Here is a 26,660-nt window from a genome sequence, read left to right as displayed (position 1 = left end):
GAAAGCCGAATGGGTAAGCCAAACTTGTTTGAATTATTCCGTTAAGAGAGAGCAGAACGAGTTTACTCGTTTTGCCAAACGCCGGAATAATCTAATTTATTGAACTTATCTGAGGCGCATCTTATATTCTACAAATATAGGGAATATGTTCGAATAAGAAGCTCAACATTTGCTCATATTAAAAATGATCACTACTTTTGAGACCGGAAACAGAATCTAAGGGAGTAACATCGATGGTTACTTCCTTTTTTTAATAAAAAAAGCACAAGTGGAATCTCACCCTTTACAGACATCTACGGTACGTGATCTTACCGGCGGGAGTATTTTCCGTCAGTTGCTCACGTTGGCGCTTCCACTGATGGCGATCAGTTTCATCCAGATGGCTTACAACCTGGTGGATATCATCTGGATAGGCCGGCTTGGAAGTGAATCGGTGGCAGCGGTAGGCGCCGTGGGGATGCTCATGTGGATGATGAATTCTGTAGCGCTTATTTCCAAGGTGTCCGCCGAAATCTCCATAGGACAATCCATCGGAGCCCGTCGATTGGACCAGGCATCGATATACGCTTCCCACACTACCACCATTGCCATAGTGTTGGGTGTTAGTTTCGGCCTGTTCTTCCTTCTTTTTCCCCACCCTTATATATCGTTTTATAACCTTGAACAGGAGATTGCCCTGGAAGCCACCGGATACATGCAAATCATTTCCCTGGGGATCCCCATTATATTTCTGATACTCAACTTCTCCGGCATTTACATAGGTTCCGGACGGAGCGACATCCCTTTTTATTTCAATGCCACCGGCCTTGTCACCAATATCATACTGGATCCCCTCCTGATTTTCGGAGTAGGCCCTCTCCCGGCTATGGGCGTAAAGGGCGCAGCGTTGGCCACTATTCTCTCAGAAGGGGTTGTACTTTTCCTATTCATACGGCATTTGAAAAGAAGGAATGGATTATTCGGAAAATTCCGGTTCCTGATCCGTCCCCGAAGAAAATATACGTTGAATATTCTGAAACTGGGTCTGCCCGTTGCCGCCATGAATGCCTATTTTGCCTTTATCAATATGAACCTGGCCCGCACTGCTTCGCTCTATGGCGGACATCTGGGTTTGATGAGCCAGACTACCGGAGGGCAGATAGAGGGAATCACCTGGAACACCTCTACCGGATTTTCCACGGCGTTGGGGAGTTTTGTGGCGCAGAACTTTGCCGCGCGCAAGATGGGCCGCGCCAACCGGGCTTTCCGCTACACGCTGACGATGATGGGAGCGTTGGGGATCGTTGTAACCCTTGCATTCGTGTTATACGGGGAAGGGATCTTCTCCCTCTTCGTTCCGGAAAAAGAAGCCTATATGGCCGGAGGGGAATACTTATTAATCATTGGCGTTTCGCAGATCTTCATGATGTTGGAGATTACCACCCAGGGCATGTTCAACGGTCTGGGCAGGACTACCCCACCCGCCATTATCAGCATCGTGTTCAATACACTGCGGATTCCCATCGCCATGATACTGGGCACCCACATGGGTGTCACCGGCGTCTGGTGGGCCATATCCATCACCTCCATATTCAAGGGAATCATCCTGTTTACGTGGTACCTGATCCTGCAGAAAAACCTGTCTCACCAGTGAGACAATTCTGCCAACTTAACTTCTTCATCGTAATCATTTTCATCAACATGATTTCCATCAGGAGTACATGTTATGCAACTCCCCCCTGCTCCACCAACAATTTGATTCATCTCGCGTTTATTAATTTTACCCTGACTTAATGTAGTCAACTTCATTTTCTTAACTTTTTTCATTTTGCATTTTTTTTAATTAGACATAAAACCACTCAAGAAAAGAATTTCTTGTTTTCAACATATCTCACCATTTTTCATTTATAAGAAAGAAGAGATTCATTGATAATATATTTGATCAAATCTCAAAACCACCATACATTGAACCAAAGTTATTGCTGAATGTGATGGTGTAAATGCCTGATGACAATCCTGAAAGCGGAATAAACACCTGCTGTTGCACCGAGGTATTCACTGTCGCCTCATATACCGTATCGCCCATACTATTGGTGAGCATAACCTCTAAATTGCCGACATTCTGGAAGAACATCGCCATAATAACATTGTCCTGTACCTCGGCAGTAATGGCATCCCCCCGGAACGAAGATCACCGGTTCTGAATTCTCCTATCAAGTCTATGGGATCTGTTTCGTTGATTGTTTTCCCATCAGTATTCAGGGTTGCCGTGGTTGACAGGGTCAGAAAATGGATAAATACTGTCGACAAAATCCATAGTACTATAAAATGTCTCTTCATCGTAGAATTTTATGCAGACAAAATTACAGATAGCCTACCGGATGGTATAAATTCCCTGCATCATGCCGGAAAGGTAAAATGCCGACAACTCCGCCTTTATGGTGGGGTTGGCCGCTTTCTGTACATATCATTTATCTCCATAATGGCCGGCAGCGCTTATCATCACAACAGTAATAATATCTTCGTGAATTTCATAGATTAGCCGGTGTTCCCGTGTGATTCGTCTCGACCATTGTCCCTCTCAATCCCTTCTTAAAGCTTCAGGTTTACCGGTGCCTGTTGTTGGATGATGTTGTATTTCGTCTATAAGTGAATTGATTTTTGAAAGGATTGATTTCTGTCCCGTTTTTTATGTACCTCCACATCTTCAATGAATTGTTCGGTATATTCCAAGATGTATTCTATGCTTTCTTCTTTCATAAAGATTGACATATTTCTTACCTCGTTTAACTGCAACTCTTTCTTTTTCTGCCAGTTCAAAATATGTCTTTGTTTCTCTGACTATTTCTCTTGTTGTGATTACTTTCATATCAATTATTTCTTGTACATACAAACATACATTTGTTGATCTACACAACTGAAACTTAATTTATTTTGATGTCTCGATAGTGCAGGATCTTCCTCCGGCATTCCGATATCCAAACAGCGGAAGACACCAAATAACCCATCGAGCTGCAAAGGCTTTTCTGAGAAACGGGGTCAAAATTAACAATTCTGACAAAGATCCGGAGAATGTTCTGGTGTCAAAAAGACGTTGGCCAATGTCCTCGCGGAAAGGATAATGGTGTCTTTATTCATTTTCGAACGAGTACTGAATTTAGTGCCTTCCACCGCATGATTTTGAAAACAATATGTTTTTGTTGTTTCATTTAGCGTTAAATCTATAGCCAAGTCCCAACATAAGACTGTTTGGATCCTTGAAACGGTAAAGTTGATATCCTGCATGCAAAAACACATTATCCGTAATATTCGTCTTCAGCACAAAAGTTTGATAAAATGAATCAGTATCACTACCCTTGCACAAGAAGTTCTTTCCAATGCCAAGATTGATTAAGAAAATAGGCATGACAATCTCGGCACGCAATGAGAGACCTGCCGAAAACTGCTCTCTGAAGGAGGGTCTGTAGAATTTAAGATCCTCCGGGTCACCCGGCATATAGTCATTGGCTATATGTTTGCCAATGTTGGCACTTTCGTCATACTGCAAGTCAAGGGAGGCACCGGCACGGAAGTACTCGCTGAAGTTATACAAAGGATTGAAGTTTAGCCCTACAACAGCAAAGGAACCGGGAACGAGCATAGAGTTTGAATCTTCAGGGTAGATGCCTTTTTTTCGTGTTGAACCATAGAGAATAAGATCATAGTTAATATAGGAATTGAATACATGTTTTCGTGATGGATAGGGAGAATAGGTACTTCTTTCTTTGTTTCCGAAAAAGCGGGCCACACCTATGGAAGCCTCCATCGTGTTAACGCCTGCGTTGGGATAACTGGTGTTGCCATTGGAGAAATGTGTCAACCCCACCCCACCACGAAGGTTTGTGTTGGATGAAAGCTGCCAATTCAACAGAAAACCCAGATGAATATAGGCGTTGGCTTTAGAGCCTACAACTTTATTGTGTGGGTTCTTTTCTTCATCATACTTCTTCCAACCAAATGAAGCGCCAAAATTCCATTCATAATCGAATGATAATTTCTGTGTGATGTTGGCGATCCTTGATGTTTGGAAAAAGTAAACGGCTACCGGATTGCCCAGTTAGGAAGAGTTGAAGAAGGTATTGTAACCAATTCCTATTCCCTGTATGGCGTATGGATATACATTGCCCAAATAGCTGTCGGGGGCGAACTTGAAACCATACTTCAGATGTCCCGAAAGTGCGGAGTGCATCTCCTTTTGGGCATTATTATTCCCTTTAAAGAAATCATGCGTAGGGAACAGGTAACCTGGTTTTACATCAATACCTATCATCTGTATGATTTTGTTTGAAGTAGTATCCCGATCAGTGGCTAAAATATCTATCGATATCAATATCAACAATAGAATGGTTGCAATCGTTCTGTGTGCACACTTACTCATTTTCATCCAATAATTGCTTAAAGATAAGATAGTCTATAGGTTCTCATTCATCAGGTTCTCATTGAGTATGACCTTTAGTTTGTTGCCACTTTTTTTCTCTACTTGCACATCTATATAGTCATTTTTGACATGAATAGTGCCCAACTCTTTCTCTTCGAAAGGAAGGTCGGTTGACTCGCCATCAATGGTATATGCATTGGTAGTGTATTCATCAGATGTTTCACAAACAATATAAAAAAGCCCCCAATTGTCTGACTTGAAATTAATTTCTTTACTATTATTCGTTTCTGAGACTGTAGTTTCATCATATCTTATAGGCATATAATCTTCTACAAAAATATCTCCATTGCATCCCGCAAGAAATATCAACATACTTAAACACAATATTCTGTTCACTTTTACTGTCTTTGTATAATGGATTTTAATATTCCTGATGAATAATAGCCGTCACAATCTCAAATTTTCCCTTAATCACAAGTCTATCTGAACCATTCTCAGGAGAGACAAGGGAATAATATCCATGACAAACTTTTGTATTTACATATTGTAGTGCAAAGGTACAGTTTTCTCTATAAAAAGATACATTTTTCTCCATAAGAAGTAAAATGTGTTTTGGTCAAAGACAAAGTCTTATCAAAGTCTTACCAAAGTCTTGTCAAAGTCTTATAAATAAGACTTTGGTAAGAATTAAACAAGAGTTAAGAAAGAGGAAGATACGGCGAAATATTTGCCGAAAATTTGTTTACCTCATTCAAAACAGGTAATTTTATCAACTATAATAATGAAAAACAGAAGTATACTATGGGCAGATTAAAAAATGGAATACAGGGAGGCGTCTCCGGCAAAGTGGGCGATGTTATTCTCTCATCATGGAAGGGTATAGAATACGTTAGGAGCCGCCCGGTGAAATACCATGACGCGAAAACGAGAGTGCAGGTCAAACAGCGAAGCAGGTTCTCGATCACGATGGAATTTCTGCGCACCATTACTCCCTTTCTCAGGATTGGCTTCCGGTCGGATACCGATGGTCGGATGACGGCGTTCAACGCGGCCATGTCTTACAACATGAAACATGCCGTAAAAGTGGAACACCAGGAGGTGATGTTGGATTATCGGAATGCGCGTGTCTCCATGGGGCCGCTAAGTAGTGCATCCGGCATACGTGTCGAAATTGTGGAGGAGGCGTTACAAATTAGCTGGGAGGCCAACCCATCAGCAAACGCCAGACACGACGATATAGCCATGGTGCTTGCCTACAATCCCGTAAATCGTAAAGCGGTGTATGACCTCAACGCGGCAAAAAGAGCACACATGAAAGCCATTTTGCCATTGACACCATCCTGGAAGGGAGATGCGATGGAAGTGTACCTGGCTTTTAAAACTGCCGATGGATTGGAGGTGTCGGACAGTGTGCATGCAAGCCTGTGTGCAGATGAATAGTGTATTATTTTTCAACCTTATTCAGCCCTATCTCTGAATCGTCAGATACTCCTCAATAAACTCACCCGTAGCATAATCAAACACTGCAGTTTTGAGATTATTGGGGACAGACATCGTCACATCGATTGTCTGCTGCGGAATTTCGGGGCCATATCCTTCTGAGAATGCACAATCAATCGACACAGCTTTCCAATCAGCATAATGTTCATCCAGATAATCGGCAATGGAATGGGGCAACATCTCAACTACGGCACGGGGCAGGGGCGTCACACGGGTATGATCGGTTGACACAACGCCTGAACTGATTCTTCGCATCTCGCCCTGTGCATTGGTGGTAAGACTGATGACGAGATAGGGGTCCCTGCTCCATCCCCTAATCACAAAAAAATATCTGAATAAGAAAGCACCACCGGTGTTAACATGCGCGTAAACTTTGTATTCACTTCCGAGATTAAATCCTTTGTCGATATAGTCTCTTACAACATTATATGGAATCTCCAGCAACTCATTTTCAGCGTTGATTGCCACAAATTCTCCATTATCGAGCGTGAAGCCATATATCTTGTTAAAGCCATAATCCTTATTGTCATTAAACACGTTGATCTTTCTGATACGCTGAATCATAGATTGATCCACGGTTTTCAATTTACTCAAAACACCCTCAGGCACTGCCTTAATCAATCGGCCGGCAATTATTTGGTACGGGGCTGTCTCTTCTTCCTGCACATAAAACCAGTTCCCATTTTTTTCGAGATCCACAAAGGTTTCTAAACCAAACTTATACCTATAAATCTCGCCTTTGTGTACTGCAAACTTTTGTATTTTGGGATATTCACTCACCTCGCTTGTTCTGGTTACACCATACACATACTGACTGATATACTCCTTCACTTGTTCGGGCAAATCTCCGGCATCTGTTACAAGTTCAGCCAACGTATTGCCTTCATCCCCCACAATATCACTGTATATTTTTTGACTACCTGTCCGTATATCAACCTCCTTGCCGTATCGGTTATGAAGCTGCTTAATTTTCACATTAGGCTCTCTTTCTTTAAGTTCTTTCAATGTCTTCTCATGAATAAGTCCTTCGGCAGAGGCAGGCAGTCCGTCTGCCGACACAATTGAGTTCCAGTCATAATCAGGTGTAAAGTTAATTTCCACATCTTTAAGACTTACCTCAATGTATGATCCTCCATAAAAAGGAACTTCGGTTGCAGAAACAAATTCATTATTACCAAAATAGGTCTGCAAAAACGTTTGCACCTTTTCCGGTAATTGCTCTTCTTTAATGTAGTTGATTTCGTCGTTGTCGTTGTAGCTACATGACGCTAATGATAGAATCACCGCAACGGTTAGCGCATAATAGATAGATTTCATAATATCCATGTTTATACATTGTTGAGACAAAATTACTCTTTTATTGACAACTCCGGCAACAAGTATAGGATTATTTTATCCAAGTATCGGTTCATGGAGATAAGGGGGGCTATGCTTTCGTCTTCATTGATAAATTTTTCCAGATTGTCGGAATCTTAGTAATTATTCCCAAAAAACTGCTTGATAAATCATGCATATTTATTACATTTGTGCCGTAAACATCAAGCAGAATTAATATGGAAATCCTTTACAGAACATTCCGGATGCGTTTGGAGAATACTCCGACCGATTATGTGCGTTACCTTCACGATGAAATATCGTGGAACAGTCGTCTTGTCGCGATTCTGGGAGCGAGGGGCGTCGGTAAATCGACGTTGGTCTTACAACATATCAAACAGCACGAGGATACACAGACCTCGCTCTATGTTTCGGCAGACGACATCTACTTCTCGACACATACGCTCGTGGAACTGGCCGGGAAGTTCTATCAGGAAGGAGGCAAAGCCCTCTACATCGACGAAATACATAAATACAGGAATTGGTCGAGCGAGATAAAGAATATCTATGACACTTACGCTAATCTGCGAATAGGTTACACCGGTTCGTCGATCCTCGATTTGGAAAAGGGCGGAGCTGATCTGAGCCGCCGTAAATTGGAGTACCGCCTGCCGGGGCTTTCGTTCCGCGAATACCTTGCTATCGGGAAAGACATCCATCTGCCCGTGCATACATTAGAGCGGGTCATGGCTCACGACATAGAGTTCCCGTACAAGGAGCATCGTCCGATCGCACTCTTCAAAGAGTATCTGAAAGCCGGTTATTATCCCTATTTTCAGGAGGACGGATACTATCTCCGGTTGCAGAATGTGATCAATCAGGTAGTCGATAACGATATTCCGGCATTTGCCGAAATGAGCGCATCGACGGCGCAAAAGTTGAAAAAGTTACTCTATGTCATTGCTCAGAGTGTGCCGTTCAAGCCTAACTATTCCAAGTTAGCGCGCGATCTCGATATGAACCGCAACCTTGTGGCTGACCTTATGGTCTATCTCGAAAAGGCGCAGCTCATCAATATTCTGCGTGACGGTACACATGGTATCGGTTCATTGGGAAAGGTCGATAAAATCTATCTTAATAACACCAACCTCGCTTACGCTCTGTCTGATTCGATACCCAATACAGGCAATCTGCGCGAAACGGTATTCTTGTCTCAAATGATGCAGACGCAAATTATTACCTCATCGTCAGCAGCGGACTTTAAAATAGGAGAACTGACTTTTGAGGTGGGTGGCAAAAACAAGAAACAGAAACAAATCCGGGAGGTGGAGAATGGCTATATCGTAAAAGACGATATTGAATACGGACATCGCAATACGATTCCTCTTTGGGCTTGCGGATTGACATATTGACCGTAAATATCCGGTATTTAATTATGCAAAGGTCAGTGAAAGGCTTGCTCTTTATTTATCCGTGAGCCACAGGTCAGCGATCAACAACCCTCCCTCCGGATTGTAAAGGGATCTTCGTCAAATTTAAGACGAAACACGCTGCTGTCCAAATGCTTTTTTATATCTTTGCTCGGCAACGTGCGACTAATAGACAGTGACTAAATTGTCATTCGCATTTCCATAATTTAGTGTAGATTTGTATAAGAGATGATGACCTTAATTAATAACAGACGAAGTAAAAAAGTTGTAAGACAAAAGCATGGATATTAAAACTGATCGACAAGACATACATATCTGTTTTGGACAGATAGCCCGAAATTTATTGATAAAAAGCAATGAATTTGATCCTTCCGGGAATAAAATAGTCTGTCTGGAAGACCACTTATGCGATGGGCCTCTTTGTGACATTCATTCTAATAAGGAAACAGAAAAAAGGAAAGAATGGATATCCTCTATCTGCAGCAATGATGAATTCACTAAAATCTTCACGGATTACGTGACAAAAGATCTTGACACAATACAAAAACTTGTCGCAGAGGCAGAAAATTGCTCCAGAATATTTTTCTGGACCGGCTTTAATGCTTCCGAGATGATCTCCACGGCAAGGCTGCTGTATCATATACCCAATCCGGGTAAAGAGATGTATATGGCAGATTTCCCCCATATTCCGGTCATGGCCCTATCCGGAGAAATTATTTATCCCGACATTTTAGCCGTAACCAATGCAACCGATGTAAAAGAAATCACCCGGCATTTCAAGAAAATAGACAGTCACTCATTCACCCGATGGAAAGATTTATGGAAAAAATTTATGGGTGGTGATTCCCTGTTAAGGGTTCTCGAAGAAAATGGCGATATCTCGGCACATGATGAGACCTATTTCGATTCTTTTTTAATTTCAAATTGCACCGACCAATTTCAATCCGCGGCAAGAATCATAGGCTCCACGCTTGTCGACATTGACTTCGGCGTTGGGGATATATTCCTCAACTGGCGACTTAAACAGCTGGCCGGAACAGGAAAAATAGCCTTTCGCGGCGCACTGAAAGAAATACGGGATTATCAAGTGATGCTTTTAAACTACCCGCAGAAAAACGATCAGTCGTGATTTATTCTGATCACTTTTGCAGCGTATTTCAAATCAAAAAAGAAGATATTAAATATCAACGGGATCTAAGTGTCCAGTAGTGTTAAGAAATACTGGCGGGAATGTATTTTAACACGTTATTCCAACTCCTCTATAAGCCCGATGATCTCTTTTTGCAATGCCTTGTCGAACTTTACCACGCGAGCATCCGATTGGGTCAATATCAAGCAGACTGCTTTCGTTTTTTACACAAGGGCAAAAATACAAAAAATTTACTCTCGTTCGCATAATGAGGGTAAAATTTACTCACGTTATCTCAATAAGTCAACCCCAAGTGCCACAAAGGGATAACATTGAGATAACCCTCCTCAATGTCGTCTTTGATGATGTATCCATTCTCCACATCCTTAACCTGCCTTAACCCTTTATTTTTTCCTCCCACCTCAAAAGTTTTGTCACCTATGATGAAATCGGCGACAGGAGAGGTATAAACCTCATTCTTAACCCGCATTTGATTCAGAAAGAATGTTTCCCTGATATTCCCGATATTGGGATTATCGGCGGACAGGTTGTAAATCAGATTGGTATTGTCCAAATAAATCTTATCGACCTTCCCTAATCCACGAATACCGCCTGTATTGCTTCTCAATTGGGCAACCATACCTGCTTCTTCCATATACAAGCAATAATCCGCTATATTGTTCCGGCTGGCGGAGAGCATATCCGCAATTTTACTCATGTTGGGCTTAAACGGCGCGCTTTTGGAGATAATCAACAATAATTGTTTTAGTTTTCTGCCGGTAGCCACATTCATACCGGCATACACCGGAATATCACTTTCTAACGTTTGATTGATGATTTGCGTTAAACGTAATTCAAAATCATCTTCCAGGGCAAACGGATAATATCCCCTTTTCAAGTAATCACCAAAAAGAGGGAGGGGATGTGGTACATCTGCCAATTCAACTTTGCGTGAAAGGATTTCATCCAATGAGTATGTTTCGGATTGGATACCATGAAACAATTGCAAATATTCGCGGAAAGACAAACCCTGCATGGTGTAAATGACTGCACGGCGACTTAAATCAGCGCTCCCTTTTTTAATATCAAGAATGGATGATCCGGTGAAAACAACATGTAAATCTTTGTGATAATCATAGATCAATTTCAGCTCTTTCGACCAATCCTTGTATTTGTGTATCTCATCTATAAATAAATACTTACCCCCTCTTTTCACAAAATCATCCGCCAATTGGGTTATCCGGTGATCCACAAAATAAAAATCTTCGGTTGTCACATAAAGCGTTTCGGCAGGATCCAGGCTCTCCCTGATATATTGAAGCACCAAGGTTGTTTTACCAACCCCCCGGGGGCCAATCAGGCCGAGCATCCGGTTATTCCAATTGATTTCATTGTATATATACCGGAAAAAGCGTGTATCGACCTCTTTTACGAGTTTATTGGAATATTCAAATAATTTATCCATAACAGACGTTTTTCACAAAGATAGCGAATATTGCACTATTATAGTGCATATTTTTATAAATATCGCACTATCGAAGTGCAAATAATCGATTATCATTCCAACAGAATTGGAAAATGACTTTAACTGAAAAAGGTTGACAGGTACAAAATAAATTATAATCAAATATAACTGTGTATCCCTCCCAGCACATACGTCACGCCCAGGAATGTCATGAGCACGACCAGAAAAGCGAGGGCGCAATAGAGATGGAATTTGCGGTGATTCCTGAAAAATGGGATGTTCTCGCCGTGCATCGGCAATGAGTAGGCCAGCAGGGTGATCAACGCCCAGGTCTCCTTGGCATCCCAGCCCCAGTAACGTCCCCACGAGATATTTGCCCAGACGGCGCCGATAAAGATACCTGCCGTCAACAGGAACACCGCCGGATAAAGGAGGGTGGAATTGACCCGGTAAAACTTTTCAGTCTGCTTCTTGGAAAACAGCCCCACGATGGCGGTCACGGCGATACACAGGAACAGCATATAGGAGACCATGATCACCGAGACGTGCGCTGCCAGCATGGGCGTACGGAGAATAGGCGTCATGGGGTTGATACGCGAAATATACAACCACACCAGGACGGTGGGGATCGCCGTGTAAAGCACTCCTTTCCATCCGATGCGGAGGAAAAGTATCCACAACATCGATATGCCTAAGAGCAGATAACCGGCATACGTGATGCCCACGCCCCACGGATCATGGCTGACCAGGAAAGTGGCGCCCATCTCGTCACTGTCGTAATCCATCTGGTAGAGTCGGTAGCCCTCTTTCTTGAAGATATTGTTCATCGATATCTGGTGCACCTGTTCATCCACCATCACAAAACTGCGGTAGTCGGCAGGTTGCTCCGTACCGGGATGGTACACAATATCAAAATAGAGCATCTTCACATTGAAAGGCAGGCCAATCCGGCGGCTACCGTCTTCCGACACGAAATAATTGTGTATCTCGTTCTGGCGGATATGCATATGTCCTCTTTCAGCAGACAGGTAAGTGACAAGTCCCCCTAATAAAATGACAATAAAAGCGCAATGCAACAGGAAAGCGGGAAATTTCCGGTAAAGTCTGGCCCGGATGATAAAGGCCAGCATCGCCAGGGCGAAAATCCCCCAGAGTGCGACAAACCACCATGCGCCGTAAATCCATTCTACTGCTTTTTCCGTGCTGAAAAGTTTCTCGACGACGGTAGCCGCGGCAAGCACGATAATAAGCAATATCAACAGTGCGAAAGATATTTTTCTGAGGAATTTCATAGGGCTTATAAGAATTAAATGGATTCCAGGAATTTCATCAGGGCGTCACGGTCCTCCTTGGAGAGGGCACGGAATTTATCCCTGGCAAACTTCGCATCACCTCCGTGCCACATGATTGCTTCGGTGTAATTGCGGGCACGCATGTCGTGGAGATGGTCCCCATTTCCCGAGCACAACTGCGACAGCCCCCTACCCCACAACGGAGAGGTACGGCACCAGCCGGTATGGATATCATTGACCATTTCGAGGCGGTGGTGCATCAGGTCGGAATAGGGCCATATCTTCTGATAGGGATAACGTGGCAGTTTATCTGTAACTAGGGGGTCGCCCTTGTACTCATCGGGGCCGGTAGTCCACGAAGGACGGTGGCAACTGGTGCACCCGATACTGTAAAATGCCTTTTTCCCTTTTTGCACTTCAGGGTCATCCAGGTTACGGGCTGCCGGTACGGCCAGGCCGCGTTGCCATGTCATCACGCTGGCATATTCGTCCGCATCCATCTCTATGGGCAGGTCGTTCCGCATCAATTCGGCGAAGACCGCCTCTTCATCCATTCCCAAGGCTTCCTGCACATCCTTGTTCCTCGACATGGCACGCGCATACGCCTCTGAAATATCGTTGTGGCGGAAATGGGGATTGGTAATTCCCAGGGAACCCCACAGGAAAGTAGCTCCCGAGTTTCCCTGCAACGGGGCGAAAGAGAGGTTGTAAGAAAAACGACCCGGGTGCTTGGTGCCATCCAATGCGGTATGATAATTGGCAGGATCGTAAATGGCGTCGTTCATGTTGCGTCCCCTCGCCTTTTGCCGCCGGTATTCCGCCAATATGGAATCGGTGGGAATGGCATCGATCAGCCCCGTACCGTAGAGCGGGAGCGATGACTGTAACTTGACCACGTAATTGGTCGGTTTCGGGTCGGTATTGATATACGCCGGATCGATGGTCACCTCGGGGTAGATCAGGCTGTAGGTCTCACCGTCGGGAAATTTATTGCCGAATTCGTCGGTATGTTCTTTCCAGTCTATTTTAATTCCCTTTTCATCCACCGGAGGCAGGAAAGGTGCCACGGCATGAGTAAGCACCGCATGGGTCATTTCCGGCACGAATTCCTCGGTATCTTTGTCGATCATCCGCAAGTGATAGCCGCTCCCGTATTCTTTGGAATTGATTTTTTCGGTGCGCTTGCTATGCCCGTAACCCGGATGGCAAATAATACACGAACCCCTTTCATACACCGGCCCCAGTCCGAAAAACTTCCCGGAGGTGTTGGTATTGAATGATTTTTCGACATACGACTCGCCAATCATGAAAGTCAGCCCCATACCTGCGTTGTCAATGGCCGGGGTCGGTTGTTCATAAGCGGTAGAGATATTGTTTACAGTGGTGGTGCCCAGCTTGCCGCCGGCATAATATTCTTCCGGCAATTCGGAATTACCGGGATTGTCCGGTCCGTCATCATTCTTACAGGAAGTTGACATGAGCAAAACCAAGGAGAAGAGAAGAAACACCGGAATACGGGTTATTCTTCTTCCCATAAAACTCGAAAACAAATGAGAATTGATCAAGTACATTATTACTGATAGTTAATAAATTAAATAGATTCCAGGAATTTCACCAATGCGTCACGGTCCTCTTTGGAGAGATTACGGAATTTCTCCCTCGAGAAAGCCGCGTCTCCGCCGTGCCACATGATCGCTTCGGTATAATTACGGGCACGCATGTCGTGGAGGTGGTCGCCGGCGCCGGTACATATCTGTGAAAGCCCACGCCCCCAGAGCGGCGTAGTGCGGCACCACCCGGTGCGGATATCGTTCACCATCTCCAATTTATGCTGTAGCATATCGGTATAGGGCCATATTTTCTGGTAAGGATAACGGGGTAATTGGCGTGCGACTAATGTATCACCGGTGTAGTTATCCGGTCCGGTAGTCCATGAGGGTTTGTGGCAACTTGTACAGCCGATGCTGTAAAAAGCCTTCTTACCTTTCTGCACGACGGGGTCATCCAAGTCGCGCGCGGCGGGAACCGCCAATCCGCGATGCCAGATCATAAAGTTGACGTAGTCTTCCGTCGACATTTCGGGTTCCAGGTCGGTGGCCATCAGTTCCGCGTAAATGGCAGCCTCATCCTTGCCAAGTGTGGCTTGCACGTTGGCATTTTTCGACATGGCAGTGGCATACGCCTTGGTGATATAGTTGCTGCGACGGTTTTCACGGGTCACGTTGGTGATGTTCCAGATAGCGTTCGATCCGGGACCGTTTTGCAGCGTTCCGCGGGTCAAACCGTAAGTGTAGCGACCGGGATGCCTTGTGCCGTCGTTTTCGGTAATGAAGTTTGCCGGATCGTACTTCGCGTCATTCAACGTGCGCCCCAATGCTTTCTGGCGGTTATATTCAGCGATGAGGGAGTCATCGGGGATGGCGTCGAGCAGGCCTGTCCCGTAAATACCGATGGTCGCTTCGAGCCTCACCGTATAATTGGCCGGTTTGGGATCGGTATTGATATATGCCGGATCGATGGTTACCTCCGGATAAATAAGGCTATAGGTTTCACCGTCAGGAAATTTATTGCCGAATTGATCCACATGTTCCCTCCACTCAATCCTGATGCCCTTCTCGTCGACAGGCGGCAGGAAAGGGTCTACTGCTTTTGTTTGGGGCATACCGGTGAGTTCAGGCACGAAAGCGTGCGTATCCTGGTCGAACACCACAAGCAGGTAACCGTTCCCGAACTCGTTGGCACGGTATTGATCCACCCGTTTGCCATGTCCGTAACCCGGATGGCAGGTAATACAGGAACTGCGCACATACACCGGCCCCAATCCATGGCGCACACCCGATGGATTGGTATTGAATCCTTTTTCAAAAAAAGCTTCCCCTATTTTAAAAGCAAGCGTCATTCCGTTTTGTTCCACGGCGGGAGTGGGTTGCTCATAAGCTGTTGAGATATTGTTTATCGTAGTTGTACCCAGCTTGCCGCCGGCATAATATTCTTCCGGTAATTCCGAATTCCCGGGATTATCCGGGCCATCATCATTCTTACAGGAAGTTGACATGAGCAAAACCAGAAAAGAGAGGAAAAGCACCGGAATACGGGTTATTCTTCTTATAAAGCCGGATAATAAATTAGTATTGATTAAGCACATTATTACTGATAATTAATAAATTAAATCGTTTATATAAAAACGGACGAAAGAGGATATCCTGTTTTCAGGATTCCTCTTATAAATATCCTATTGCAGGAAGCTTCAATTTCTCGTCAGGACACTTTTTGCTTCAGTTAATGCCTCACTGAGATCTGCACAAGCTCCCATGGCTTCACCGGCTTCCGTAGAGGTGAAATTCTTTTCAAAGGGATAAGGAATGGCCCTTATCTTGGCAATGGCATTCACTGCCGCTTCTTTCACTTTGGTATCTGCAGCCGGTTCGACCGATTTAACATAATCGCTCAACGATTTTCCCCGGTTGTTTTTATCGGCTCCTCCCAGATAAGCATTTTGTATGCTGATGATGTTGTCTTCGAAGTCCACCAATGAATTATAACTATAAGGAGATTCAAGATAGTTGGGATCATCGCCGCGGTAGGCGTTGCCAATTTTCAACTCACCCACCTCATCGGCAATTGTGATACAACCCTCCAAAATCTCTTCCGCACTGGCTGTGATAGTCTTGTAATAACTTCCGGTTTGTCCCACTTTGATCATATTTTCACCATAAGGGATGCTACTATCTTCCATGGTATATACAAGCTTCTTATCATCGATCAGTTCCTGTTTTTCTTTTGTCACAGCGGCATAGCCTGCCCATGAAGCTTCAAGACGCACGCACTGGTTACGCAAATCACCCGCAACGGCAAGCGCATAGATCAATTCATTATTTTTCACCTCAGAGGCCGACTTTACTTTTCCATCCTTATAAAAGATATACTCTATACCATGGAATCCACGTAATGCATCATCAAAATGTTCACCAACCCATATATCGCCATTTTCCGAATTCATGTTGGCTATATCGCTTTGATTATTGATCCGTTTCAAGAATTCCGTTTCATCCAGAGGCCAGGTATCGATATGGGGATCAATCCCCAATTTATCTACCGGTCCGAACAGGAAAGATTCGCTCAACTCCCAGTATGTGCGGGTTTTTATCCATTGGTCGGTCACTTTTTTCAGGTTGGCATCGGTTTGATCACCCTTAAAGGTTACAACCATCTCATATAAGGCCAGACTTTCATCAGCCAGATTTTTGTAGGTGGGGAGTACAGTCTTGTTTACATATTGCTCTACAATAGCCAATAATGCTTGCTCTTTTTCTCCTGAATCGATTACGGGATCATCATCGTCACAAGCGGTCAACACGCATGCCGACAACAAGGCAACCGACAGGTAAAATCCGATTATTCTTCTCATTTTCATTATGTATATTATTATATAATTATTAAATAGTCCTTGGTTTACTTGGTAAAGAACCCGGCATACGCCACACCGATGGAGAGGGAGTTTTCATTCATGAAAGGATCCTTCATGATGCCGGCAGAATATTGCGCTTTTATCACGATATCCTTTGTCGGGAAATAGTTGACCCCGGCCGTCACGATTTGCCGTTGGCACCAATCAGGATTCTGTAACCCTTCTGCTGTCTTGAACATCGAGTCATAATATTCGTAGCGTCCAAACAGGTATAGTTTCTGATGGTCCTGTTTCAGTTTCTGGAAGCGGGAGAAAATATCGTAGCCCGCTTCGGCCCCGTAGCACAATGCCTCGGTGGCAATATGTGTCTTGGGGGAAGGAGATGCTTTGGGCAATCCCCTGTTATAAATGGAGATGGTTTTGGCATCGCCCAGATGACCGTAGTCGAAATAGCCCCGGGCAATCCAGTTGTGGCGGTTGTATTCAAAATCGAAGGAACCGATAGATACCGCCCCTTTTACCTTGTCGTATTTATCGGCATACGACGGCATCAGGCTATTCCGGAAACTGTGCCCGTAATAACCGCTTATCCCTAATCTCAAACCGGGTACGGAATAATTGTCGACACGGAACGCGCCGGCATAGGTATTGGCTATCTTGAATTCATACGGCGACGCCGACCCTCCTTTTATCCAGTTCCGGTTATTGAAAAATTCGGAATCGAGTCCCGGCAACAACATGGCTTCATAACGCCAGTCCTTCCCGAGAAATCCCCAGAGGCTGATTCCTGTTTCGTGCCATGTACAGGGCATAATGGTGTTTTCCCCTTCGGGACGGTATACGGTAAAAAACTGTGTGGGCAAGTGGTTGCCGTTGGTCAGCCCGACGGGAACGATAATATGTCCCATACGAAGATTCAGGGATCGGTTGAATGTCTTTTCAATCCAGAATTGTTCCAATGCCACTTCGCCACCCCGTTCTATCTCCTGTTCATATTCGCCGCCCTCTTCAGGCTCCACCTCCATGGCTGCTTCCACACCTCCATGTTCAAATTCTATCTCGGCATTCATCCTCCAGCCTTTCCCCAATTCATAACCGACGAAGAAAACCACATGCGGCAAATCAAAGCGCCCGTGGCCCGGATCTTTTTTATAGGATTCCGGGTACATATAACGGAAAGGATTGCTACTATAGAAATTACGGCTCATCACCGCTTCGCCATATCCTCCTAAGGTGAGGCGGGAAGGCATTGACCATGAACTATCGCCGGAACGGCCCCTATTTTTTTCGGCTTCGGTTGCATCCAGTGCCGGAACATTTCCTTCCGGTTCCATATTATCCGCATATACTTCCGGACAAACGGCTCCACTCAGCATGAAACCGAACAACAATACGTGAATAAAAGTTTGTTTCATAAAATTAATATACTTGTCAACGGCATCCGATAGAATGTATTTATTTTCCATTACATTCATCTATACAGAGCGCAAAAGTATCGCTTATGCAGACATGGCACAATACCAAGAAATAATAGTTTTTTTTAAAAAAAATGGCTAAAAAGTGCCAAACCGATATAATTCCAGACACCGGCAACCTCACGGGTCGCACTGTGGATAAAATCCACGCCACGGCGGATGGTTGGCAAAAGACGTCATACCCGGTAAAAAAAGAGTATCTTTATAGTCTGAACAGAATAAACAGCAATAAAATGAAATTTTTTAGCACGGCAGTATTATGTGTCACGGTGGGATGTCTTTCTATTTTCCAATCCCAGGCACAATCGAATTCCAAGTCGACATTCAATAATCTACTGAACAAAGTGGTAGAAGCGAGAACGGGGACCTTTGATATCTCCGGCAGATGGATTTACCAGGGAGCGGCCTGCTCTTTCGAGAGCAGCAATATCTTAAAAAAGGCTGGGGGTGCGGTCGCCGCCAACCAGTTGGAAAAACAGTTCGACGAATACCTCACCAAAATGGGGATCAGGGAAGGAGCCGGTGAATTTACCTTCAACGTCGACAGTACCTATGCGGCCATTCTGGGGAAAACGAAACTGAATGGGGATTATACGCTCGACGAATCAAACAAAACCATCACCCTCACCTATTTAAGGGGCGTGGCAAAAATAAACGCTTCGGTGGTTAAATCGGGTAACCGCTTACAATTGCTTTTTGACGCCGATAGCTTACTGAGATTCCTGAAAATCGTCAGCGCCACCACCAATAACAGTACGCTGAAAGCTGTCACCGCAATCACCGACCAATACGACGGCGTTCTGCTCGGATTCGACCTGCAAAAGCAGGAATCCGTATCTTCACATTAGTCATGGTAACAAAAATTGTACTGTCATAGTGCAATTTTTTAATTATCTTTCCTATTCACAATAGTTCAGTGTCTTTAACAGTATAAGACAAACAAATAGAGTACTAAAAATACTCTCGGATAACTAATATTTAAAACTCAACGTAAGCATCAACATGGCAGAGCGTAAGTTGTACCTATAATCAAAACGATCCAAACCGTTATAAAGTGAGTAGGAATAGCTTCGCTGGTTGAAAATATTATTCCATGAGAAGTCGAACTCCAACTGTTTGAGTTTGTAAGTCACGCCGATATCGGCGAAGAACATCTTCACCGCATCGTCGTCACCAATTTCATTATAGGAGTGTTCCACCCGCGCGTTCAATTGCCACTGTTTTCCGATCAGGTAGAAGCCTGATAATTGCTGTGCTATTTGCCACATCGATGAGCGGAAAGTATCATCGGCACGGGTGATTTCTGTTATCCGGTCAGCCAGTACCGCCTGATAGGTTATCGAACAATCGTCTGATATCTTCACACTTGCCTTTGGCAGGAAACTCCATCCCGAGAAACGGTAGGGATACAATACATCCTGTTGCAGCCTCTCACCTTCCAATGTATTATAGCTCGCCGACAATGAAACATTTGTCCGTATATCCGCCAGGTACTTCCCGGCATATCCTTGCCATATCAACATATCCGATTTAGTTTCATAAGGGCGGTTACCCGTCACCAGTTCTGTCCCGACAAACCGCTGCGAATTGACCAGGTTCATTCTCGAAGGAGCATAGGTGAGCGATGTATGAAAGAAAAAAGTGGTCAGTGGATTGCGGTACTGCACCCCTCCACCGAACGATTGCCTCGCAGTCTTCGCCAATACACCCGACCGCTTACTGAAGCTGCGGTATCCCGACATAAAATAGATATCGGCAAGGTCCTGAAAATCGCCGATGGATTGTGTGTACCGGTAGTTTGCACGTATAGTCAGCATGGGAGTAACCCTGTAGTTGATCCGCAGGGAAGGGTTCGCGAACTGGTAACTATGGTGGTCAACACTATTATATATCTTGTTCTTGACGCGCAATGTATGGTGACGCAATGCCATATCGGCATTGATGGAAAGACCTCCGCGCCGGTAGGAATAGGTGGGTATAAACTCCAAGTTCAACCATTCAGCCGTGATGTTGGCACGTGTGCTATCGATAAAGACTGGATGAAACAACTCCGACTTGAACCTGTCCGATGCACCTTCGAGGACAACCTTTAAAATCCAGCCCGAGTATCCTCTACCCAGACTGTAATAGGTACTGTTACGGGTATAAAAACGGGAAAGGTTCAACTGCTGCACCTGATCTGTAGCGGTAGTATCCACATTCACAGCAAGATACTGAGACTGTGGCACGTATGCCGTAAAGGAGGTGATGTCCCACACCTTGTTTCCCCATCGTTTCACATACTTGAAATCGTTCGTGAACTGCTGAGAAGGCAAGTTGAAATCCTGGGCGACACCCAACCGGTTCATCCTGACCGAGGCTACGGAATTATCCCAACGCCCGATCCATTTTGCCCTATTGTTCAAATAATAACCGGGGCTGTTGTCGCTATAGGTAAGGGCAGCATCCAGCATATTGTGCTTTTGGGAGACCATACTCTGTTCGGAAATATGCATCATGCTATCGGGCAGGAAATAGAAATTGTCCCGGTGGATTGTTTCCTGTTGCCGGTCGTGCAGATACTGCACATTCAACCTTAACTGGCTGTTACTGCCCGTTCGCCACAGATTATTGACAGAGGCGACATGCGAATTGTTAAAGAGGTAGCGCTTTTTCTCTAAAGGGGGATAGCTGAATCCGCGTGCATCGAGTAGTGTTTTAGGGGAATAGTTCGACACATCCTGCAGTTCTCCTGCCGACAGTCTCTGGGTAGTAAGTTCCCCTCCAATATCGTTTGCCGCGTTATTGGTTTTATACATCACGATATACTGCCTGTTTCTCGCGGCACTCAGCGCGAAGGATTCCGCCAACCAATGCCACTCGTCCGACACGCCGCTTCCCAAGGAAATTGTTCCCACCGGACGATTCATCTTATCCTTTCTCAGTTTCAGATTGATGGCCGCCTTATCGCTTGAGGAGATATCTTTCAACATCTTTAACGGTTCGTGATTCTCGATTACCTCCACATTCTGCACTGCATCCACCGGAACGTTGTTGGTAGCGATACCGTAGCGGTTTTCCAACAGGTCCAACCCCTCTATATAGAACTTATTGATCGGCTCACCCTGGTACTTGATGCCGCCACTTTCACTGACTTCCACGCCCGGAAGCCTTTTCAATACGTCTCCGATAGTCCTATCCCCCAGACTCTTGAATACATCCACACTATAAACCAAGGTATCTTCCCGGTTCCACATTGGTTGCGATTTCACCACCACTTCCCGGAGTTGGATTTCACCAATGGAAAGTTCCACATTCAAGGACTGCGAGCGGTTCTCGACCCTCCGTTCATAATCTTCATAGCCCAACAGGTGTACCCGTACCGTAAACATCGCCAATGTGCTGTTCACTTTCACAGAGAATGTACCGTCGTTGCGGGATATACCATAAGCCAGCATCTCACCTTCATGATCGAGAATGGTGACTACCGCTCCACCGATTATCTTTTTATCTTCCTTATCAGTTATAATACCGTCGATGACCGACTGCGCACTTAGTTTTCCTGTAACTACTACGGCAAACAACAACACGATATAACCGACCTTTCTCATACGCCCTGTTATTCACTCAGTTCAATAGGGTTATAGGGTCGCGCCCTATAAGCGTTAGGAGGTAATTCTCCTTGTATAAATCCTGAGTTGATTACATTTGCACTCGGATTTTCATTAAAGTTTCTTAGTGCCTGGTCCAATTTTGCTTTCGTTGTATTCACATAACTTCGGTCTAGTATATAGATTGGAGTTATTTGATACGACTTCTCAATAGCAACACATTCAAAACTATAATGACCTTTATCATCTTCCACTTTTAATATCAATCCCGGAAGCCCCCAAAACTTCCAAGGGCCTTCACTCACTGCTATCTCCGGTGTATACCATGCTATATAGCTTCGACCATGAAAAGTTGTGGCAGCTTTGTTACATTTATAACCACAAACAGTTAAGCTCCCTGATTCCAATCTCCATAAAGGATTTTCTTTTTCTTCGACATATTTATAGCTTCCACTTAACGGAACCCTATCCGTCACAGTTATTTTACCTGTCGGATAGTCTTTAAAAACATTCAATGGCGTAGATTCTTTCATCAAAGGCATTCGTCTATTCATCGATTCTATCATACTCATCTTTTGTTCTGCATGAACCTCTTCCAAGGAATCTGTCACCAATCTATGATAATCTGAAAATTTCGACATCTTTCTTCCTATTTGTAGCAACATAAAATAATTTTCCTTTTCTTCCAGCCGCTGCACATCATTCACACTAAACACTCTGTATTGGACATTGAACAGACAAGTGTCCAGCACTATTTTCTTTGAAGCAACAACCCCTATTTGCATATTTTCAGGGGAGGTAGATGATATCTGTTGAGAAAAAAGTCCCTGAACAAATAAGATAGACAAGATGAATAATATATGTATCTTTTTCATTTGATTATACTCTAATTTCAATATCAAGTCGGCATTAAGCCTCATGGCAAAATTACAATTATTAGGGCAATATACTAGTAGGGGGGGGACAGATTTGATTCAACAACTTAATTATTCTTATTAAGGACAAAGTTGAAAATTGTTTTTGGAAGTGTATCTAACAAACAGCTAACAATTATCTAACCAATCTAACAACGTCCATAAGATTATATTTATTTAATCTTTTCGACTTTCCATAGATAATTTTTCTTTATGCAAATTATTCACGAGAATTGTGTTATTATTCCATTTTTTACTGTCTTATCAACTCCTCGTAGAGGGTATTGTTTCTCAAAAAAATGCACTATCACAGTGCAACCTCTGATTTCCTCATCATCCATTTCAGATAAGTTGTCTCTTCCAACTCTATTTTCGCAGGAAAAGTGATAGGCTCTTGAATCTTAACCGGAGGAGTATTTGTATCTGTCGGAAATAATTCAACTTCATACCAGCCTGCTGACCGGGAAAGATGTAGTGTATCCGACATATAGCGTAAGGTAAATCGAGCCGGTATAGCATCATCCACCGGTGGATATCCGGTGATAAAGTTAAAATTATGCTGTTGGATCATCACTTTATGCGGTATTTTGGCTGTAAAACATATCTCCCCATTCGCTTTCTGTGCAGCAATAACCTCAATAGATATCTTCGGATAATACGGGATAAGTGCGCCCAATGCTACCAACATCAGTAACGAAAGACTGATAATAGTAATACCATATCGAAGCAACAGGGGCGGTACTTGCCCGATTATACTTCTTACCTTTTCACTGCGTAATTCAATGGGTTTCTTCTCATCCATGCCCCTACTCAATTTTACAATCAATAAAACTATCAGGAAATATTAATTATCCCCTTTTATATGACTTACCTTATCAGCTTCCCAGTTCCAGTTGATTCTTCACCAATTCGTAATAATTGCCTCTTTTACCTGTAAGTTCCTCGTGTGTGCCTGTTTCAACGATTTGACCTCCATCCAACACCACGATCAGATCGGCGTTCCGAACCGTACTGAGACGATGTGCTACAACGACAACCGTTTTATCTTTATAAAAGGTCACGAGGTTTTCCACAATTGCTTTCTCGTTATTCGCATCCAAGGCATTGGTCGCTTCATCCAGGAAAATAAATTGAGGATTCTTATAGACCGCCCTGGCAATAAGAATGCGCTGTCGCTGCCCCTGGCTCACCCCCTGCCCATCCTGTCCTATCTTCGTGTTATATCCCAAAGGGAGCCGTTCAATATCTCCCGCGATATTTGCCACATAAGCCGCGTATTCCAACCGCTCCAAATCAATCTCATCATCCGATACGGCAATATTTCTGGCGATCGTATCGGAAAAGAGGTAACCCTCCTGCATCACGGCTCCGCATTCGCCGCGCCACCATCTGAGATTAAATTGATTCAAATCCGTACTGCCTATATCAATCTTTCCACTATCGGGAGCATAGTAGCCCAGAAGTAATTTCAGGAGAGTTGTCTTACCACTACCACTGGCTCCTACAATAGCCGTCACTTTCCCCTGAGCGATATTCAAGTCCACATTATTTAACACCCAGTCGGGACGGGATCCATCATACTTAAAACAGAGGTTCTCTATTTTTATGGAACAGTCCCCCGGAAGGTAATTCTCCGTACGGTTTTCATTCTCCTCGTTATTTTGGGTATGGATCTCGTTCATGCGGTCGAGACTGATACTCACATCCTGCCACTGGTAAATAAAACCCATGATTTGCTCTACCGGGCTGTTCAGTTGCCCGATGATATACTGTATGGCCAACATCATCCCCAGGGTAAGTCCCCCGTTAATTACCGCGGTAGCAGCCACCACGGTGATCAATATGTTCTTCAACTCATTGATCAGGATACTTCCTGCTTCCTGGTTCTGTTGCAGGGAGAGCGATTTCATGCTTACATCGAACAAGTCCGCCTGCACGTCTTCCCATTCCCACCGCTTACGCTGTTCACAGCCCTGCAACTTGATTTCCTGCATGCCGGTAATCAGTTGATATACCACGTTCCGGTTAATACCCTGCTGTTCGAACATTTTGTAGTCGAGCAGCCGACGTTTTTTAAGGAAAACGGTAATCCACACACCATAAAGGATGCTTCCCACGAGAAAGATCAGGAAGATGACAAGATTGTAATACAAGAGCACTATCCCGAAGATAACGAAACTGAATACAGAAAAGAGCAGATTAAGCGTTTGTGCTGTCAGAAAGTTTTCAATACGGCGGTGGTCTTCAATCCTTTGTAGGAGGTCTCCCGTGAGTTTTGTATCAAAGAATTTCATCGGCAGTTTCATCAACTTAATAATAAAATCCGAGATAAGTGAAATATTGATCCGAGTGCTGATATGAAGAAGAATCCTTCGACGGATAAAGTCAATAGCGGTACGGCTGAACAGGAGCATTAACTGAGCAATCAGCACCAGCCATATAAATCCGATATCCTTGCCATTGATCCCCGTATCGACCATTGCCTGTGTAAGAAAGGGGAAGATAAGTTGCAGGATGCTACCAATAAATAGCCCGAGAATTAATTGCGTGAAAAAACGCTTGTATTTCACCAGGTATTTCCAGAGAAACCTCAGACGGTTCTGTGAGGAAGAAACATCCCCCTCCTGTTCATAGAAGAGATTGGTTGGTTCCAATAGCAAGGCTACCCCTTTCTCTTCACCATTGGTTCGGGTACTTATCCAATTGTTACAAAATTCTTCACGGGAATAGTTCATCAAACCTTTTCCGGGATCGGCTACCGAAATTTTGTATCCTTTTTTATTCCGCTTTATCTCGTATACCACCACAAAATGCTCCTGCTTCCAATGGACAATGCAAGGTAAATGTGCTTTTTCAGACAAGGCATCGAAAGTAAGTCTTCCTCCCACGGTTTTGAATCCAATTTCTTCCGCAGCCCGACTAATACCGAGCAATGATACTCCATCACGACCAATGAATGAGTTCTCGCGCAATCTTTCCAACGAATAATCTTTTCCATGATATTTAGCGATCATACTCAGGCACGATGGACCACAGTCCATTGCATCTCGTTGTTTGATAAAAGAAAAGGGCATAGCGTAATAATATAAAGGGTCTCAAAACCTGAAAAACACACTTGCCAAAACGTTTCTTGGCCTTATCCTGTATTCCTTGTTGATACTTGTCAATCCATCATAAAGGGTATAGCTGTAGGTATCCTGATTGAATATATTCCTCAGTGAGAGGTTCAATTCCCATCCACTACTGAAGTTATAAGTAAATTCGGCATCACACAGGAATAGCGATTTCGATACACCACTCGCCATCCGGTTATGATAATGCTCGCCAATCAGTTTGATATAGTACTTCCTGTCGGGCATCAGGTTGACGGAGAGTGTCTGCCAGATGCTTTCGGAGGATGAAGTAATGCCACTCTCCTTCACATCCAGTCGGTTCTTTGTAAAGTTCAATTCGTAGGAGGCATTCAACCAGCCGGAAAAAGTGGAGTTGACCTTGGGAGTGACGGTCCATGTGTCGGACGAATAGGGTGTCTCGATACCGTTCTGAAACAATGACCCGTCGTATCCCATATAGGAACCTCGCAGCGATAGCATCCCCCGGAGAAAATCCAGACCTTTACTTACATTGCCATTCAGCATCCATACGCTGGATGAATGATCCTGCGGAATAAAGGAGTACAAAATGAACTCATCAAGGAAATGGCGGTTGGAAATCCGTCGAGCTTCGCTCCACGAACGGACGGCCCCC

General features: G+C 44.2%; 22 protein-coding genes and 2 pseudogenes. 5 read left to right on the top strand and 19 right to left on the bottom strand.

Translation table 11 applies throughout. The features are described from left to right. Positions 1-268: 268 nt before the first annotated feature. Positions 269-1,633, top strand: a complete 1,365-nt coding sequence (locus ABV001_RS12835) for an MATE family efflux transporter (RefSeq protein WP_352423178.1) — start codon at positions 269-271, stop codon at positions 1,631-1,633. Here the strand turns inward: ABV001_RS12835 and ABV001_RS12830 are convergent. The 7 genes and pseudogenes from ABV001_RS12830 to ABV001_RS12795 form a co-directional block, all read right to left on the bottom strand. Continuing rightward, the gene (locus ABV001_RS12830) at positions 1,624-1,806 is read right to left on the bottom strand and encodes a TIGR04149 family rSAM-modified RiPP (protein ID WP_352423177.1); all 183 of its coding nucleotides are present in this window, start codon (positions 1,804-1,806) and stop codon (positions 1,624-1,626) included. The genes ABV001_RS12835 and ABV001_RS12830 overlap by 10 nt on opposite strands. A gap of 115 nt (positions 1,807-1,921) precedes the next feature. Continuing rightward, positions 1,922-2,113: a DUF3244 domain-containing protein gene (locus tag ABV001_RS12825; RefSeq protein WP_352423176.1), complete on the bottom strand. Its 192-nt coding sequence runs from the start codon at positions 2,111-2,113 to the stop codon at positions 1,922-1,924. Next, the gene (locus ABV001_RS12820) at positions 2,086-2,319 is read right to left on the bottom strand and encodes a hypothetical protein (RefSeq protein WP_352423175.1); all 234 of its coding nucleotides are present in this window, start codon (positions 2,317-2,319) and stop codon (positions 2,086-2,088) included. The genes ABV001_RS12825 and ABV001_RS12820 overlap by 28 nt, the downstream gene beginning before the upstream one ends. A gap of 127 nt (positions 2,320-2,446) precedes the next feature. After that, positions 2,447-2,650, bottom strand: a pseudogene (locus ABV001_RS12815) (Txe/YoeB family addiction module toxin). A gap of 36 nt (positions 2,651-2,686) precedes the next feature. After that, entirely contained in the window at positions 2,687-2,848 is a 162-nt protein-coding gene (locus tag ABV001_RS12810) for a hypothetical protein (protein ID WP_352423174.1), read from the bottom strand. Positions 2,849-3,184: 336 nt separating this feature from the next. Continuing rightward, positions 3,185-4,402, bottom strand: a pseudogene (locus ABV001_RS12805) (acyloxyacyl hydrolase). Between the two features lie 27 nt (positions 4,403-4,429). Further along, the gene (locus ABV001_RS12795; RefSeq protein ID WP_352423172.1) at positions 4,430-4,768 is read right to left on the bottom strand and encodes a hypothetical protein; all 339 of its coding nucleotides are present in this window, start codon (positions 4,766-4,768) and stop codon (positions 4,430-4,432) included. A gap of 429 nt (positions 4,769-5,197) precedes the next feature. Between ABV001_RS12795 and ABV001_RS12790 the strand changes: the two genes are divergently transcribed. Further along, entirely contained in the window at positions 5,198-5,836 is a 639-nt protein-coding gene (locus ABV001_RS12790) for a DUF6266 family protein (protein ID WP_352423171.1), read from the top strand. Positions 5,837-5,863: 27 nt separating this feature from the next. Here the strand turns inward: ABV001_RS12790 and ABV001_RS12785 are convergent, their stop codons facing one another. Further along, positions 5,864-7,222, bottom strand: a complete 1,359-nt coding sequence (locus ABV001_RS12785) for a hypothetical protein (RefSeq protein WP_352423170.1) — start codon at positions 7,220-7,222, stop codon at positions 5,864-5,866. A gap of 227 nt (positions 7,223-7,449) precedes the next feature. Here ABV001_RS12785 and ABV001_RS12780 point away from each other — a divergent pair, with 227 nt between their 5' ends. Together ABV001_RS12780 and ABV001_RS12775 are read left to right on the top strand one after the other, a co-directional pair. Further along, positions 7,450-8,622, top strand: a complete 1,173-nt coding sequence (locus ABV001_RS12780) for an ATP-binding protein (RefSeq protein ID WP_352423169.1) — start codon at positions 7,450-7,452, stop codon at positions 8,620-8,622. A gap of 298 nt (positions 8,623-8,920) precedes the next feature. Next, on the top strand, positions 8,921-9,769 hold the full coding sequence (locus ABV001_RS12775; protein WP_352423168.1) for a DUF3658 domain-containing protein: 849 nt from the start codon (positions 8,921-8,923) through the stop codon (positions 9,767-9,769). Positions 9,770-10,064: 295 nt separating this feature from the next. Here ABV001_RS12775 and ABV001_RS12770 read toward each other — a convergent pair whose 3' ends face one another. The 6 genes from ABV001_RS12770 to ABV001_RS12745 form a co-directional block, all read right to left on the bottom strand. Beyond that, positions 10,065-11,234: an ATP-binding protein gene (locus tag ABV001_RS12770; protein WP_352423167.1), complete on the bottom strand. Its 1,170-nt coding sequence runs from the start codon at positions 11,232-11,234 to the stop codon at positions 10,065-10,067. A 158-nt stretch (positions 11,235-11,392) separates the two neighbouring features. Beyond that, on the bottom strand, positions 11,393-12,526 hold the full coding sequence (locus ABV001_RS12765; RefSeq protein WP_352423166.1) for a cytochrome c biogenesis protein CcsA: 1,134 nt from the start codon (positions 12,524-12,526) through the stop codon (positions 11,393-11,395). 14 nt (positions 12,527-12,540) lie between these two features. Beyond that, positions 12,541-14,061 (bottom strand): di-heme oxidoredictase family protein, encoded by a 1,521-nt coding sequence (locus tag ABV001_RS12760; RefSeq protein ID WP_352423165.1) that lies wholly within the window; start codon positions 14,059-14,061, stop codon positions 12,541-12,543. 56 nt (positions 14,062-14,117) lie between these two features. Next, positions 14,118-15,581 (bottom strand): di-heme oxidoredictase family protein, encoded by a 1,464-nt coding sequence (locus ABV001_RS12755; RefSeq protein ID WP_352423164.1) that lies wholly within the window; start codon positions 15,579-15,581, stop codon positions 14,118-14,120. A 192-nt stretch (positions 15,582-15,773) separates the two neighbouring features. After that, positions 15,774-16,934 (bottom strand): imelysin family protein, encoded by a 1,161-nt coding sequence (locus ABV001_RS12750; RefSeq protein WP_352423163.1) that lies wholly within the window; start codon positions 16,932-16,934, stop codon positions 15,774-15,776. A 44-nt stretch (positions 16,935-16,978) separates the two neighbouring features. Further along, positions 16,979-18,268, bottom strand: coding sequence for a hypothetical protein (locus tag ABV001_RS12745; protein ID WP_502929891.1), 1,290 nt, complete (start codon positions 18,266-18,268; stop codon positions 16,979-16,981). Between the two features lie 215 nt (positions 18,269-18,483). Here ABV001_RS12745 and ABV001_RS12740 point away from each other — a divergent pair, with 215 nt between their 5' ends. Beyond that, positions 18,484-19,257: a DUF4923 family protein gene (locus tag ABV001_RS12740; protein ID WP_352423161.1), complete on the top strand. Its 774-nt coding sequence runs from the start codon at positions 18,484-18,486 to the stop codon at positions 19,255-19,257. 123 nt (positions 19,258-19,380) lie between these two features. Here ABV001_RS12740 and ABV001_RS12735 read toward each other — a convergent pair whose 3' ends face one another. The 5 genes from ABV001_RS12735 to ABV001_RS12715 form a co-directional block, all read right to left on the bottom strand. Then, positions 19,381-21,999: a Plug domain-containing protein gene (locus tag ABV001_RS12735; RefSeq protein WP_352423160.1), complete on the bottom strand. Its 2,619-nt coding sequence runs from the start codon at positions 21,997-21,999 to the stop codon at positions 19,381-19,383. 8 nt (positions 22,000-22,007) lie between these two features. Next, positions 22,008-22,874 (bottom strand): GLPGLI family protein, encoded by an 867-nt coding sequence (locus ABV001_RS12730; protein WP_352423159.1) that lies wholly within the window; start codon positions 22,872-22,874, stop codon positions 22,008-22,010. Between the two features lie 346 nt (positions 22,875-23,220). Then, on the bottom strand, positions 23,221-23,715 hold the full coding sequence (locus tag ABV001_RS12725) for a hypothetical protein (RefSeq protein ID WP_352423158.1): 495 nt from the start codon (positions 23,713-23,715) through the stop codon (positions 23,221-23,223). Between the two features lie 73 nt (positions 23,716-23,788). Beyond that, positions 23,789-25,987 (bottom strand): peptidase domain-containing ABC transporter, encoded by a 2,199-nt coding sequence (locus ABV001_RS12720; RefSeq protein ID WP_352423157.1) that lies wholly within the window; start codon positions 25,985-25,987, stop codon positions 23,789-23,791. Between the two features lie 21 nt (positions 25,988-26,008). Next, positions 26,009-26,660: hypothetical protein (locus tag ABV001_RS12715; protein ID WP_352423156.1), on the bottom strand; the 652-nt coding region annotated here is incomplete at its 5' end.

Origin of the sequence: Proteiniphilum sp. (assembly GCF_040307845.1) — a bacterium.
Taxonomy (GTDB): domain Bacteria; phylum Bacteroidota; class Bacteroidia; order Bacteroidales; family Dysgonomonadaceae; genus Proteiniphilum.
This window is presented reverse-complemented; position numbering and strand designations above follow the sequence as displayed.

Bases quoted from the DNA above. Each gene is read 5' to 3' on its own strand.
- ABV001_RS12780 (WP_352423169.1), top strand. From the start codon at position 7,450: ATGGAAATCCTTTACAGAACATTCCGGATGCGTTTGGAGAATACTCCG.
- ABV001_RS12720 (WP_352423157.1), bottom strand. From the start codon at position 25,987: ATGCCCTTTTCTTTTATCAAACAACGAGATGCAATGGACTGTGGTCCA.
- ABV001_RS12735 (WP_352423160.1), bottom strand. From the start codon at position 21,999: ATGAGAAAGGTCGGTTATATCGTGTTGTTGTTTGCCGTAGTAGTTACA.
- ABV001_RS12825 (WP_352423176.1), bottom strand. From the start codon at position 2,113: ATGTTCTTCCAGAATGTCGGCAATTTAGAGGTTATGCTCACCAATAGT.
- ABV001_RS12795 (WP_352423172.1), bottom strand. From the start codon at position 4,768: ATGTTGATATTTCTTGCGGGATGCAATGGAGATATTTTTGTAGAAGAT.
- ABV001_RS12755 (WP_352423164.1), bottom strand. From the start codon at position 15,581: ATGTCAACTTCCTGTAAGAATGATGATGGCCCGGATAATCCCGGGAAT.
- ABV001_RS12820 (WP_352423175.1), bottom strand. From the start codon at position 2,319: ATGAAGAGACATTTTATAGTACTATGGATTTTGTCGACAGTATTTATC.
- ABV001_RS12790 (WP_352423171.1), top strand. From the start codon at position 5,198: ATGGGCAGATTAAAAAATGGAATACAGGGAGGCGTCTCCGGCAAAGTG.
- ABV001_RS12770 (WP_352423167.1), bottom strand. From the start codon at position 11,234: ATGGATAAATTATTTGAATATTCCAATAAACTCGTAAAAGAGGTCGAT.
- ABV001_RS12765 (WP_352423166.1), bottom strand. From the start codon at position 12,526: ATGAAATTCCTCAGAAAAATATCTTTCGCACTGTTGATATTGCTTATT.
- ABV001_RS12830 (WP_352423177.1), bottom strand. From the start codon at position 1,806: ATGAAAAAAGTTAAGAAAATGAAGTTGACTACATTAAGTCAGGGTAAA.
- ABV001_RS12785 (WP_352423170.1), bottom strand. From the start codon at position 7,222: ATGGATATTATGAAATCTATCTATTATGCGCTAACCGTTGCGGTGATT.
- ABV001_RS12760 (WP_352423165.1), bottom strand. From the start codon at position 14,061: ATGGGAAGAAGAATAACCCGTATTCCGGTGTTTCTTCTCTTCTCCTTG.
- ABV001_RS12775 (WP_352423168.1), top strand. From the start codon at position 8,921: ATGGATATTAAAACTGATCGACAAGACATACATATCTGTTTTGGACAG.
- ABV001_RS12725 (WP_352423158.1), bottom strand. From the start codon at position 23,715: ATGGATGAGAAGAAACCCATTGAATTACGCAGTGAAAAGGTAAGAAGT.
- ABV001_RS12745 (WP_502929891.1), bottom strand. From the start codon at position 18,268: ATGGAACCGGAAGGAAATGTTCCGGCACTGGATGCAACCGAAGCCGAA.
- ABV001_RS12740 (WP_352423161.1), top strand. From the start codon at position 18,484: ATGGCTAAAAAGTGCCAAACCGATATAATTCCAGACACCGGCAACCTC.
- ABV001_RS12730 (WP_352423159.1), bottom strand. From the start codon at position 22,874: ATGAAAAAGATACATATATTATTCATCTTGTCTATCTTATTTGTTCAG.
- ABV001_RS12750 (WP_352423163.1), bottom strand. From the start codon at position 16,934: ATGAGAAGAATAATCGGATTTTACCTGTCGGTTGCCTTGTTGTCGGCA.
- ABV001_RS12810 (WP_352423174.1), bottom strand. From the start codon at position 2,848: ATGAAAGTAATCACAACAAGAGAAATAGTCAGAGAAACAAAGACATAT.